This window comes from Chryseobacterium sp. SORGH_AS_0447 (genome assembly GCF_030818695.1).
Classification (GTDB): domain Bacteria; phylum Bacteroidota; class Bacteroidia; order Flavobacteriales; family Weeksellaceae; genus Chryseobacterium.
Genome location: NZ_JAUTAR010000001.1, coordinates 2,225,145 through 2,238,301 on the forward strand (window position 1 = coordinate 2,225,145; position 13,157 = coordinate 2,238,301).

Annotated in this window: 11 protein-coding genes; 7 read left to right on the top strand and 4 right to left on the bottom strand. The window is 38.8% G+C overall.

Annotated elements, in window-relative coordinates; all coding sequences use genetic code 11:
- The first annotated feature begins 307 nt into the window (after window positions 1-307).
- From QE422_RS10345 to QE422_RS10370, 6 genes are all read left to right on the top strand, one after another.
- On the top strand, window positions 308-766 hold the full coding sequence (locus QE422_RS10345; protein WP_307457686.1) for a hypothetical protein: 459 nt from the start codon (window positions 308-310) through the stop codon (window positions 764-766).
- A gap of 201 nt (window positions 767-967) precedes the next feature.
- On the top strand, window positions 968-2,971 hold the full coding sequence (locus tag QE422_RS10350) for a S9 family peptidase (RefSeq protein WP_307457688.1): 2,004 nt from the start codon (window positions 968-970) through the stop codon (window positions 2,969-2,971).
- Window positions 2,972-3,608: 637 nt separating this feature from the next.
- The gene (locus QE422_RS10355; RefSeq protein ID WP_307457691.1) at window positions 3,609-4,163 is read left to right on the top strand and encodes an RNA polymerase sigma factor; all 555 of its coding nucleotides are present in this window, start codon (window positions 3,609-3,611) and stop codon (window positions 4,161-4,163) included.
- A gap of 14 nt (window positions 4,164-4,177) precedes the next feature.
- Complete coding sequence (locus QE422_RS10360; protein WP_307457696.1) at window positions 4,178-4,522, top strand: hypothetical protein; 345 nt, start codon at window positions 4,178-4,180, stop codon at window positions 4,520-4,522.
- An 80-nt stretch (window positions 4,523-4,602) separates the two neighbouring features.
- Window positions 4,603-4,872, top strand: a complete 270-nt coding sequence (locus QE422_RS10365; RefSeq protein WP_307457699.1) for a hypothetical protein — start codon at window positions 4,603-4,605, stop codon at window positions 4,870-4,872.
- A gap of 855 nt (window positions 4,873-5,727) precedes the next feature.
- Window positions 5,728-6,378 (top strand): J domain-containing protein, encoded by a 651-nt coding sequence (locus QE422_RS10370; RefSeq protein WP_307457701.1) that lies wholly within the window; start codon window positions 5,728-5,730, stop codon window positions 6,376-6,378.
- An 85-nt stretch (window positions 6,379-6,463) separates the two neighbouring features.
- On the opposite strand, the gene QE422_RS10375 is transcribed toward QE422_RS10370, so the two are convergent.
- Window positions 6,464-6,613 carry a hypothetical protein gene (locus tag QE422_RS10375; protein WP_307457704.1) on the bottom strand — a complete coding sequence of 50 codons (150 nt, stop codon included), beginning with the start codon at window positions 6,611-6,613 and terminating at the stop codon, window positions 6,464-6,466.
- 458 nt (window positions 6,614-7,071) lie between these two features.
- Here QE422_RS10375 and gcvP point away from each other — a divergent pair, with 458 nt between their 5' ends.
- Complete coding sequence (gcvP, locus tag QE422_RS10380) at window positions 7,072-9,930, top strand: aminomethyl-transferring glycine dehydrogenase (RefSeq protein WP_307457706.1); 2,859 nt, start codon at window positions 7,072-7,074, stop codon at window positions 9,928-9,930.
- Window positions 9,931-10,049: 119 nt separating this feature from the next.
- On the opposite strand, the gene QE422_RS10385 is transcribed toward gcvP, so the two are convergent.
- The 3 genes from QE422_RS10385 to QE422_RS10395 form a co-directional block, all read right to left on the bottom strand.
- Window positions 10,050-10,466 carry a hypothetical protein gene (locus QE422_RS10385; RefSeq protein ID WP_307457709.1) on the bottom strand — a complete coding sequence of 139 codons (417 nt, stop codon included), beginning with the start codon at window positions 10,464-10,466 and terminating at the stop codon, window positions 10,050-10,052.
- Between the two features lie 520 nt (window positions 10,467-10,986).
- Window positions 10,987-11,502, bottom strand: a complete 516-nt coding sequence (locus QE422_RS10390) for a contractile injection system tape measure protein (protein WP_307457712.1) — start codon at window positions 11,500-11,502, stop codon at window positions 10,987-10,989.
- Between the two features lie 506 nt (window positions 11,503-12,008).
- The gene (locus QE422_RS10395; protein WP_307457715.1) at window positions 12,009-12,716 is read right to left on the bottom strand and encodes an AAA family ATPase; all 708 of its coding nucleotides are present in this window, start codon (window positions 12,714-12,716) and stop codon (window positions 12,009-12,011) included.
- Window positions 12,717-13,157: the final 441 nt, after the last annotated feature.

The following is a 13,157-nucleotide window of genomic DNA, read 5'->3' on the forward strand; positions in this document are numbered from 1 at the left end:
GTGCACAAAAGTTTTAAAAATCTTAGATTTTATGTTTTTAATTTAAACAAAGGCAACAATTGGTGGCTGAGGTTACCCGAAGTCACGCAATCATCTGTGAAAATCCGTGAAAATCTGTGGTAAAAAAAATCCGTGCAAAATATTCAAGTATAATATTCAAGTATAAAGAGAAATCTAATTTTTTGAATTAAGCTGTTCAGGGAAATAATTATGACCCAAATACTATATTTATCATTATTTATAGGAATGGTTCGTCATTTTGCTTAAATTCGGTAACATGCGTATAAAAGCGTGAATAAAAATCAGTATGAAACTATTAACGATTCTCTTCGTCACCTTTATTTTAGGCTTATTGGGGACAAAAATTTTTCAGGGAGACTGGAATTTTTTATTTTCCGGAAATCTCGGGATGGCTGCTTTCATCATCTTTACCGGATTGGCGCATTTTAAGTTTCAGAAAGGCATGGCGATGATGATCCCCGAATTTATTCCAGGCAAACTGTTCTGGGTATACTTCACCGGAATTATTGAAATAGCCGCCGGAATCGGATTACTGATTCCTTCTGTCCGCGAGCTGACCGCATTTTTGTTGATTATTTTCTATATTCTGGTTTTCATAGCCAACATCAATTCCTCCACGAAAAACATCAATATTTTTAAAGCCGATTTTACCGGGCCGGGAATGGCTTATTTATACAAAGAAAGGATCCCGATGCAGATCATTCTGATTGCATGGACCTGGTATTTCGGGATTTACCTGAATTAATATTTACGCTGTTTTGTATTAATGGTATATTTAAATATTATCTGAAAAATGCCTGTAAAATTTAATTACTTTTTAACTGGCTTTTAGATAGATAATGCTTTTCTTTTTTTATTTTAAATTAAATTTCTGCAGTTTGCATGTAACAATCTCAAGGGTAAAGGCGTCTTATGATTAAGATACATTTCACAAAACCATGAGATCATGAACATCAATGCTAAATTTTTCGGGATAACACAAATCGTAATATCCGCCATTATGATGAATGCACAAACCACCACGACTAAACTGCCGGGAGATCCTACACTGGTTTCTACACAGGCGACTTTTGAAAAGCTGATTTCTTACGATAAAGGAAACTTTAAATATAAGGTTGAAGACTATTTTGCCAGGCCAAAAGCTTCCCAATTCAAGATTTCACCCGACGGGCAGTACCTTTCCTACAAAGAAAAAGACAAGGACAGCAAAAATCACGTGTATGTAAAAAACCTGAAAACAGGTAAAATTACAAAGGCGCTGGAAGAAAAGAACGATCTTATCAAAAGCTACGGCTGGCTGGACAAAACACGCCTGTTTTATACCCAGGACCGTGGCGGAAATGAAAATATTCACCTGTATGCCGCCGACATTGACGGAAAGAACCTGAAGGATCTTACTCCCTTTGAAGGAATTACGTTGAACAGTGTACGGATCATTAAAGATACTCCGTTTGTGATTGTTACGATGAACAAAAACAACAAGCAGATCTTTGAACCTTATAAAATCAATTTCAATACAGGGGAAATGACCCAACTGTATGAAAATAAAGATGTAAACAGCCCAATCGACAATTATATTTTTGATAAGCAGGGAAACCTCCGCGGCTATTCTATTCTTGAAAACGGGCTGACCTCAAAACTGTATTACAAAGATCTTCAGACCGAGAAATTCAACCTCTTGAAAACCACCGATTGGAAGGACAGTTTTCAGATCATCGGTTTTAACGAAAATTCCAACAATAAAGATGAGGCGTATGTCGTAACGGATCTCGACGGAGATAAGTCGAGAATTGTTCTGTACGATTTAAATAAAGATAAAGTCATTAAAGAAATTTATTCCCATCCGGATTTCGATGTCAATTCCATTGGTCTGGCCGGAAAGAACAGGAAGTATGAACTGGACTTTATCAGCTATAACGGAATTAAAAATGAAACAATTCCGGTAAGCAAATTTTATAAGGAAGTTCATGATAAGCTGACTGCCGAATTCGGAGATAAACAATTTTCCGTTGTTTCCTCAGATGACAAAGATGATAAACTGCTCGTGGTGGTCGACAGTGATAAGCTTTATGGCAAATATTACGAATACGATACGAAATCGAAAACCACCAAGCTGCTCTTTGATCTGATGCCACAGCTGAAAGAAGAAGACATGGCGGAAATGCGGCCGATCGAATTCAAAAGCAGGGACGGCGTAACCATCCACGGATACATCACCCTGCCGAAAGAAGCCCTTCAGGGTAAAAAAGTACCGTTAATTGTAAACCCTCACGGCGGTCCGCAGGGAATCCGTGACGACTGGGGCTTTAATCCGGAAACGCAGCTTTTTGCAAGTCGGGGATATGCCACCTTGCAGGTAAATTTCAGGATTTCGGGAGGATACGGTAAGGAATTCCAGAAATCCGGCTACAAACAGATTGGCAGAAAAGCAATGGACGATGTGGAAGACGGTGTAAAATACGCAATTTCACAGGGCTGGATCGATAAAGATAAAGTGGCCATCTATGGCGGAAGCCACGGCGGATATGCCACCCTGATGGGACTGATTAAAACTCCGGATCTTTATTCCTGCGGTGTCGATTATGTAGGGGTTTCCAATATTTTCACCTTCTTCGATTCCTTTCCGGAATACTGGAAACCGTATAAAGAAATGGTAAAGCAGATCTGGTACGACCTGGATAATCCTGAGGAAGCCAAAATTGCCAAAGAAGTTTCGCCGGTATTCCAGATCGATAAAATTAAAAAGCCGCTGTTTGTGGTTCAGGGAGCCAATGATCCGAGGGTAAATATCAACGAGTCCGACCAGATTGTAAAAGCATTGCGGGCAAAAGGTTTTGAAGTGCCTTATATGGTAAAATATGACGAAGGCCACGGGTTCGGCAAAGAGCAGAACCGTATCGAGTTTTACAAAACCATGCTCGGCTTCTTTGCTGAAAATTTTAATAAATAAAAGCAATACCTTTTTATAATTAACCAACGGAAAGTCACATCGGCTTTCCGTTTTTTATGGAACATGCTTAAATTTTTATTTAACCACAAAAGTCTAACAAAAGATAATTTATTGTATAAAAGGTTGAAACTGCATCTTAATAAGCGTACGAAAATCTATAAAAATCTTTGATTTTATTAGTAGAAGGTGATCCAAGTGGCTGAGCAGAGCCGAAGCCACATCATTAAAATTTATAATCCATTGAAAATCTCTTTAATTGACTGTGTCGAATCTTCGATTTCGTTACGAATCTAAATGCGAATCTTTCCACCGCTTCTCTTATACGATGTTGAGATCCCTACCGGGATGACAAATGGGACGTTGAATCTTAAAATAAGTGCAGTCATCTGTGAAAATCTGCGCAAATCCGTGGTTCAAAAACTTAAAAAAATCTGCGATTTTTTATCTGATGGTTCTAAAATATGCATGGCCTGTTAAATTCTCTCTGTGCTTAATGTGTCAAAATAAGCGCAATCATCTGTAAAATCCGTATAATCTGTAGGAGATTTTTAACTTCCCGGAAAATATTTTAAATTTATTAAAGTAAAACAAAATTTTCAACCGTCATAGCAGTATGGAGGTTGCCGAAAAAATAACAATGCCACAGAAGGAGAAAGATAATATCATCTCACAAACCGTTTCAAAGTACGGAGGGAAGCTGATGTCTTACATCCGCCCCAAAGTGAAGAACACGGAAGATGCGGAAGATATCCTGCAGGAGGTGTGGTATCAGTTCAGCAGCCTTACCAATCTCTCGGAAATCGTGAACGTCGGCGGCTGGCTCTACCGGGTGACGGCCAATAAAATCACCGACAAATACCGCAAAAAGAAAACCGAGAACCTCGAAGATTTTGTTTACGAAGATGAAGACGGAGACTTTTCTATCAAAGACATCCTGCTGATGGATGAAAGCGCCGGCCCGGAAATAAAAATGTTCCAGGATGAAATCTGGAAAAAGCTTTTTGAAGCGCTGGACGAACTTCCGGAAAAGCAGCGGCTGGTTTACATGGAAAATGAGCTGAATGATAAAACCCTCCAGGAAATTGCCGATGAGCACGGGGAAAATATCAAAACCATTATCAGCCGTAAAAATTATGCGGTGAAGCACTTAAGGAACCGATTGAGAAAATTATACGAAGATTTAAATAGTTAGTAAAAAGAAAGATTATGAATCATAAACATAAAAAAGGCTGGATTTTTTTGATACTCTGTCCGCCGTTGATTTTTTTAGGCGTCACCTGGATCGTCATGTCACTCTGGAATTGTCTGCTGCCTGAAATTTTAGGCGTAAAATCAATCACCTACTGGCAGGCAATGGGAATCCTGATTTTATGTAAGATCCTTTTTGGCGGTTTCCATTTCGGAAAAGGGATGCGCGATTTCAAGGAAAGAAAAATGCGCGAAAAAATGATGAACCTGTCTCCTGAAGAGCGGGAAAAATTTAAGGAAGTATGGAAAAACCGATGCGAAAGCGGATTTTTCAACAGGAATAAAAGAAACAGCGAATCGTAAGAATTTTAAGAAGTAGTAAAGTAAAGTTCAGGAGAATTCGTCTTTATAAAAAGAAGTAGTAAAATTTAAAATTTAAGAAAATGAAAAATTCAGTACTAAAAGGGGCACTTGGAGCCCTGGCGGTGGCAGGCATTGCGATTGTTGCCAAAAAAGCCATCCAAAGAAAAAAAATCGTAAAAGGTATTTTTGAAGAGTACGGCATCAAAGAAAAATCACCGTTCGGACTGGCCGATAAAATCCGTGAAATGAACGACGAGGACTATCAGTCACTGAAAGGGAAATTCAAAAAAGAATTTGCTTCCCGATGCGGCCACAGAAGATCTGAGAAAGAATCTGTCGCAGAAGCATAAAGAAAGCAGCTAAATTGAAATTGTTGGGTTAGGCTCGGAAAGCAAAAATTTCCGAGCCTAACTTTTTCAGTTTAATGGCTGAAAAATCCTGAAAGTGGTTAAGATTTTCGAAGCCTCACTTTATTTAGCAAAGTATTATGGAAAGATTCGAGGCTGGATTGCTGCGGAATGATAAGCTTTACATTTATTTAATTTTTTTACTATATTTTGTCTCACCCGGAAGAAATCTCAATAGAGTATTACCAGTAAAGGTGGAAAAATTTTGTCTGGATTTCTTTGAAAGAAAAATGCCCTACGGATCGCACGTATTTTTAACAGGTGACGGTATAGCTTCGACTGCCTTTGTCTCCTGGATTGCGATTAATAAGCTCAATCAGATTTAAACCGCAGATTTATGCAGATTTTAACAGATGATACTTGATATTTTGTTTTTGGTATAAGGTGAATGAGATTTTAAGCCCTAAAGGGGCGATACATCAATAGCACCGGGTTGCAGCCCGGTGTTGTAGTAATCCTGGTGACAGGAGCCCTGAAAGGGCGAGATCATGAGGACAATCATTCAAAAGAAAATATTGCAAAGATGTCGTGTCTCCAATTGGCATATATCCCGCGGATTTTTACGCATGATGGTGTGGCTTTGAGTGCTTCAGCCACCGCGCAATCATTTGTCTTATTATAAAAAGATATGCTGTTATCATTTGCTGAGTGAAATGTGTCATGCTGAGCCTGTCGAAGCACCTTTGCGGACGAAAAATATCCTCAGTATTTTAAGCAGAGGTCTTCGCGACCGTTGCGTTAAAAACACAACATTCTATAATCAGCAAAAAAATAAATTCCTTATTTTTGTAAGGTTCAATGAAAGATTACTACTATTTTCTAGGGATTCCCAATGATGCTTCGGATGAGGACATCAAAAAAGCATATCGGAAACTGTCTTTAAAGTACCACCCGGACAAAAATGAAAACGATGCGTTCTTCGCCGACCGTTTCAGGGAAATACAGGAAGCGTATGAAACGTTGAGCGATAAAAGCAGCCGATATACATACGACCAGAATTTAGAAAGCCAGCAGAAAAGCTTCCGGTATACGGTTCCGCCTTCCATCAAGAGCTTTTCGGCCAATAAAATTCATGCAAAGAAAGGGGAGGAGATTATTGTCATCTGGCAGACCCAAAATGCGGATGTGGTCAAGGTGCTGCCTTTCGGACTTGAAAAAGCTTACGGGGAAAGGGCTTTTAAAATAACGGAATTTAAGGACGGGAAATTTCAGATTCTGCTGCACGCAACCAATTCGCTGCTGCACAAAACGGCGGTTCAGGGGATTACCATCACCGAGGTTTTCGAAAGCAATACGGAAAAATTCAAAGATAAGGCGGAAGAATTATTTAAATCACAACCGCGGACCGTTGCCAATCCTACAGGACAGCCGAAAGTGGCAAGAATTATTGTAGGAATCGTGATGATGATCCTGGCGATTTACTTTCTCATCAAAAGTTTCGGGAATTGATAGGAACCCGAATTTTATTTTCAATCAGGTAATATAAAATCAAACAGTAGAAGAGATCCCTGTTCAGATAAAACAGTAAGGTTTATTATTCAATATCGCTGGTATTTTTTGGAATAAAAACTTCCAACCTCCAGCTTCCCTCTTCCAGCCTGTAATTAAGCCATCTTCTTATTTCCCGGACACTTCTTGCATCTTTTTCCTTTTTTGAATTTCTTGCAGCAGGATTTCTTTTCACCACAATAGATTTCTTCGGTATTCATTGAAAAAGCAGGGGCCAATGGCGGTACTTTGAAAGGAACAATCATATTCATGATGCAAATATATTAATTTAGAATAAATACAGATAATAAAATCTGCAAATATTTATTCTTTTAACACTTAATTGTTTACACCGTTCTTTCCCGGATGTTTTTTGCATTAATAGCAAATGGCTTTAGCTGGATTAAAATTCTTTCCAATAGAAAATATGAATGGCTCATTTTGTGAATTTTTCAACCGGCTATTTGGCTCTGTTTTTATTTGTAAACTCAATTATGATATTCTTTTATAATTAAATCTCAATAAAAAGCCATTAATTTTGAATAAGATAGAACACTTTACGTTATTTATTTATGATTCCGATTTAGTTGTACAATTTTCCAAAAAATCGTAATTTTACCCATCTTTTTTACAAACAAAATCTAATAAATAAAAATGAATACAGAACAGTTTGTGAGCCGTCACATTTCCATGAATGAAGCCGATAAACAGGCGATGCTGGAAAAAATTGGCGTTTCAAGTGTCGAAGAGCTTATCTCTCAAACCATCCCTTCCTCTATCCGTTTAGAACAGGATCTCAAGATCTCAGCCCCGCTTTCCGAGTATGAGATGATGAACCACTCCAAGGAATTGGCCTCTAAAAATACGGATTACACCAGCTACATCGGTTTCGGATATCACAATACCCTGTTGCCGTCGGCTATTCAGAGAAACATTTTCGAAAACCCGAGCTGGTACACCGCTTACACGCCTTACCAGGCGGAAATTGCACAGGGAAGACTGGAGGCACTTCTTAATTTCCAGACTGTGGTGTGCGACCTTACCGGTTTTGCATTGGCCAACGCTTCATTGCTTGATGAATCCACGGCAGCTGCAGAAGCGATGCACATGTTCTTCAACAACAGAACAAAAGACCAGAAGAAATCAGGAGCGAACAAGTTCTTCGTTTCCGACCTGGTGTTGCCTCAGACGGTTTCTGTATTGAAAACAAAGGCGGAAGGCCTTGAGATCGAGATCGTGGAAGGCGATCACAAAACACATGAGCTTGACGGTTCTTACTTCGGGGTATTGCTACAGTATCCGGGTAAAAACGGGATTGTTCTGGATTATACGGAAGATATTGCAGAATATAAAAAATCAGACCTTCAGGTAGTAGTTGCCTGTGATCCGATGGCTTTGGTTAAGCTGAAGTCTCCTGCATCCATGGGCGCCGACTGTGCTGTAGGAACGACGCAGAGATTCGGTATTCCATTGGGTTACGGTGGACCTCACGCAGCATTCTTCTCTTGTAAGGAAGACTACAAAAGGGATATTCCGGGAAGAATAATCGGGGTTTCCCAGGATGCTTACGGGAAGCGTGCCCTTAGAATGGCGTTGCAGACCAGAGAGCAGCACATCAAAAGAGAAAGAGCAACGTCTAACATCTGTACGGCACAGGTTCTTTTGGCGGTAATGGCTGGGATGTATGCGGTTTACCACGGTCCGAAAGGTTTAAATTATATCGCTGACCAGATCCACTTTAAAGCAAATGCCCTGAAAGGAGGACTAAAAGCATTAGGATACGAGATTGTTGAAGAGCCGATCTTTGATACGGTAAAAATCACAATCAGCGAAGAAGATAAGAAAAGGCTGATGAGAATGATGCTTGATCACAAGCTGAACCTGAACTATTTCACGGAAGGTGTGGTAAGTATCGCAATCAACGAGAGTACGACTTTGGATAAACTGAATGTCCTGATGGCTTCTTTCGCTCAGTTCAAAGACAAGCAGACTTTTAAATTAGAAATAAAAGAAGGATACAGCATTCCGGAAGAGAATTTAAGAAAAGACGAAATCCTTACCGAAGAAGTATTCAACAAATACCATACGGAGACGGAACTGATGCGTTACATCAAGCGTCTGGAAAGAAAAGATTTATCATTGACGCATTCGATGATTTCTTTAGGATCTTGTACAATGAAGCTGAATGCAGCTACCCAGATGCTTCCGCTTTCATGGGACAACTGGGGAGCCATTCACCCATTTGTACCGGTAGACCAGGCCGGAGGATATCAGGAAATGATCCGTGAGCTGGAAAAAGACTTAGCGGAAATCACTGGTTTTGCAGGAACTTCCCTTCAGCCGAATTCCGGAGCTCAGGGAGAATATGCAGGATTAATGGTGATCAGACAATACCACATCGCAAGAGGCGAAGGTCACAGAAATGTCGTATTGATTCCACAGTCGGCGCACGGAACGAACCCGGCTTCTGCAGCCATGGCGGGAATGAAGATCGTAGTTGTGAAGAACCTGGAGAACGGGGAAATTGATTTCGAAGACCTGAAAGCTAAAGCAGAACAGCATTCTGAAAACCTTTCGTGTGTAATGATCACTTATCCGTCTACTTACGGATTCTTTGATGCGAACATTAAAGAAATTACTTCTTTAATTCACGAACATGGTGGTCAGGTGTATATGGACGGCGCGAATATGAACGCTCAGGTAGGTTACACAAGTCCTGGAAACATCGGGGCAGACGTTTGTCACCTGAACCTTCACAAGACTTTCGCGATTCCTCACGGTGGAGGAGGTCCTGGGGTAGGTCCGATCTGTGTGGCGAAACACCTGGTTCCTTTCTTACCTTCCAACGCGAACATTAAAGTAGGAGGAAATGAATCCATCGACGGGATTTCAGCAGCACCTTACGGCTCCGGACTGATCCTAAACATTTCTTATGCTTACATCAAGATGCTGGGAACTTCAGGATTGAAAAAAGCAACCGAACATGCGATCTTAAACGCGAACTATTTAAAGGAAATCTTAGCAGAACATTTCCCGATTTTATATTCCAACGAAAACGGAAAAGTAGCCCATGAATGTATCGTCGACTTCAGACAGTTCAAATCTTTAGGAATTGAAGTAGCTGATGTTGCGAAAAGATTGATGGACTATGGATTCCACGCTCCAACGGTTTCTTTCCCGGTAGCCGGAACGCTAATGATCGAGCCGACCGAATCGGAAAGCAAAGCAGAAATCGACCGTTTCGCAGAAGCCTTAATCGCCATCAAACACGAGATCGATGAAATCGCCAACGGAGAAGCTGATGCCGCCAACAACGTATTGAAAAATGCACCGCACACCGAGCAAGTGGTGATCTCCGATTCTTGGGATAAACCATACAGCAGAGAAAAAGCCGCTTACCCGTTAGATTGGGTAAGAGACCACAAATTCTTTGCTACCGTTTCAAGAGTAGACGAAGCGTACGGAGACCGAAACTTAGTTTGTACCTGTGAGCCGATTGAAGCCTATATGTAATTCAATCTGATCTATAAAATGAATCCCTCTCATAACTGAGAGGGATTTTTTTGTTTTTCTAAGTTCTTTAGTTTATAAACTACTGTGAAAAATAAAGTAAAAGCAAGTAATAGCTGTTATTATATATTACTGTTTTTAATTAAAGAATTTATATTAATAATTAAAAAGTGTAAAAAAATACCTATCCCAATAGAATAAATTATAATATAATGAAATAAATAGAATATATTGGCTATAGGGCTTATTGGGGTCATATTTCCAGTAAATAAGGAAGATGCACTATAAGGAAGTAAGGTAGCAAAAGTCCATACATTATTTCTGTCTAATTCAACTTTTTTAATTCTGTAATACTCAAGTTCATTCTTTAAATAATTAATGTTATCAGTTATTACAGTTACAAATTTAGTAGAATCCAACTCATTTTGGTCATTACCACTTTTTAAAAGTTTATTTTTTAAAAAACCGTCTTTATCAAATATATAAACAGTTGCTATAAGATTTCTGCCAGGAATATTGATATTAACGTCTGTATGCATTATATAATTTTTTGAAGGTTAATCGCTTTAATTCTTTTAGGCTTTTATTTAAGACTATGTTGCTCGATATTTTTATATTTTCAAGTTCTTTGATCTCCCGAGGAATTGATTGGGACTCATCAATCCATTCATTAAGAACCACTTTTTTTAGGTTTGAGTGGATGGAAGTTTTAAATTCGAAACATGCGGGATTATTTTTAAGCATTAAAATATAGATAAAAGGAAATACGACTAAATGTATGACTAAGATAATTGAAAGTGAAACTATTGTATATTTATATTTCTTATAACGCTTATTTTTCGAAAGCATATAGAGAAACAAACAAAACGATAAAATAAATAATATTAAGAATGTTGTAGAAAAGAATTCACCAATTCCAAATGAAATGTGGGATAAAATTGTTACCATATAAATCTAATATTTTGAAATTATAATTATGTCAGGTTCGCCTATTAAATTAGATTTTAAATAAGAATTAAAATAAGGAAGCATAATAAAAAAAGGCGGATGTGGTACATCTTAAAAATCCCATTCCACTGCAAGCGCTTTCTCCATCCAAGGATATTTAATAAGAGAAAAGGAAAACGGGCATCGGCTGAGAAGCACGTCAAAAGTTCCAGGTTTTACCGTTAGTTTCCACTGTTCCGGAGATTCGGAAAGAACGCCTTCTCTGATCAGAAAAGTTTCCCTTAAGGCTTCTACCGACGTAGTTCCAAGTGCATTCCACTGAGCAATTAAAGCTTTTAATAACTGATCGCTTAAAGCCGTGTCTTCGGTAGTAATTTCGATATTTTCAGATAATGAGATTTCGGGAGAAAGACCACAGATGATTTTGTTCAAGGCTAATTCAGAATTTATTGTGCTTTGCTTTCCGGTTACCACATACTGTAGAAATTGAGCGGCCCTTTCCAGGTTTTGCTGATGGGTAAAGTCACCGTCAGCAGTGAAATTCAGGCGTTCAAGCAATCGGGGAATAAATGGGCTCAACAGGACTATTCCGGCATTCCGGACGGGGATATTTTGTCTGTCTGTCATTTTATGGTTTTAGTTTTATTTAATTGTAAAATAAAGATAATGAAATCACGGAAACATTAAAATTTTATTGTCAAAATAATTGAGTAATGGCAAAAATTTCCCACTGCTGGCTCGCTTTTCACAGATTATTACAAGGATTTTGGGTGCCTCACGTGCCTCTATGACTGTTCATTTAAATTGTTGATTTTAAACAACAAATGAAATATTTCAACGCCCATTTGTCATTCCCGTAGGGAATCTAAATATAGGATTAGAGCATCGCATGAAAAATCCGGGTTTAGATTCCTGTGAAATCTAAGATTCGACGTAGTCATAATAAATGCGGTGAATAATCAAAGTCTCTGAATTTTTTCTGATATGCAAGATAAGTAGCTTCGGCTCCGCTCAGCTACCGGAACCGTCGAATTTCTGCACTGTTTTAACAAAAAATCAAAGATTTAAAACTTATGTGTGCTTTTTTTAAATACAGTATTTACTTAATTAAAATGCGTGATAATCTTTTGTGGTTAAAAACTCCCCTCCAACTTCTTAATCAGATTCCCTTTCACCACCGTAAAAGCATAGTCTTTTGCTTCGGCAAAAGAAACATCATACTTCCTATCAATATTCTTGAGATCTTCCGGGAATGCAGCCAGGATCCGGTCATAAAAGGTATCAAGAAATTCTTTTGTAGGCATTTCATACTTAACTTTCAGCTGGAAACGTCTGATGAGGGCGGTATCAATGATTTCGGGGTGATTGGTCGCGCAGAGAAGCAGGGCATTTTCTGGATAATAGTCGATCAGCTGAAGTAGGGTATTCACAAGTCTTCTCATTTCGCCCACGTCTTTATCGTCACTGCCTCGGGCTTTTCCGATCTGGTCGAGTTCATCCAGGAATAGAACGGATCTTTCCCGTGCGGCCTTATCGAAGATCATTTTGATGTTCTGGGACGTTTCGCCGATCCGCGAAGATACGATATTGCTCAAATTAAGGATGATGATACTTCTGCCTAAAGCATTGGCAACAGCTTTGGCGGTCATGGTCTTCCCACAGCCGGAGCTGCCTTCCAGAAGCACTTTGTTGTTGACCGGTAGCCCGTATTCCTGAAGTTCTTTGGCGTAGGTGTTTTCTTTGATGAGCTGTACAAACTGTTCTTTATTGTAAGGCGACAGGAACACGTCATCGAGCGTTACTTCTTCCTTGTCCTGGATAATGAGGTTGTACAGATTCATTGCTTTCAAATTTATGGGAGCAAAGATAATCCATATCCAAGAAAAAAGCCGAACAATAACTGTTCGACTCCTATCGGCTATTATAAAAATTAAAATTTGTCTTCCTTAGTGTAAAATCTTTGCTATGTTTTCGGTGCCCTTTCACCCAGGCCGGGCAAAAGAGCAGTCAATCTTTCTGACAGATTGAAAACATATACAATGTCATTCATTTGTGCTTTTCTAAAAACTGATAGTCAGTTTCAGAAAAAACCTGATTAGTTTCCCTGTTCTTTCTTTACAGTTGCAAAATAAGAAGCAAAAACTACTAAACATGTTGCGATTCCGATGTAAGTGATCATTTTGTTGAATTTTTAATTATTTGATTTATTATTATCGATTTTACATTTGCAATATTACGACTTTCAAATCAAGTTCCAAAACAAATAATCATGATGTATATCA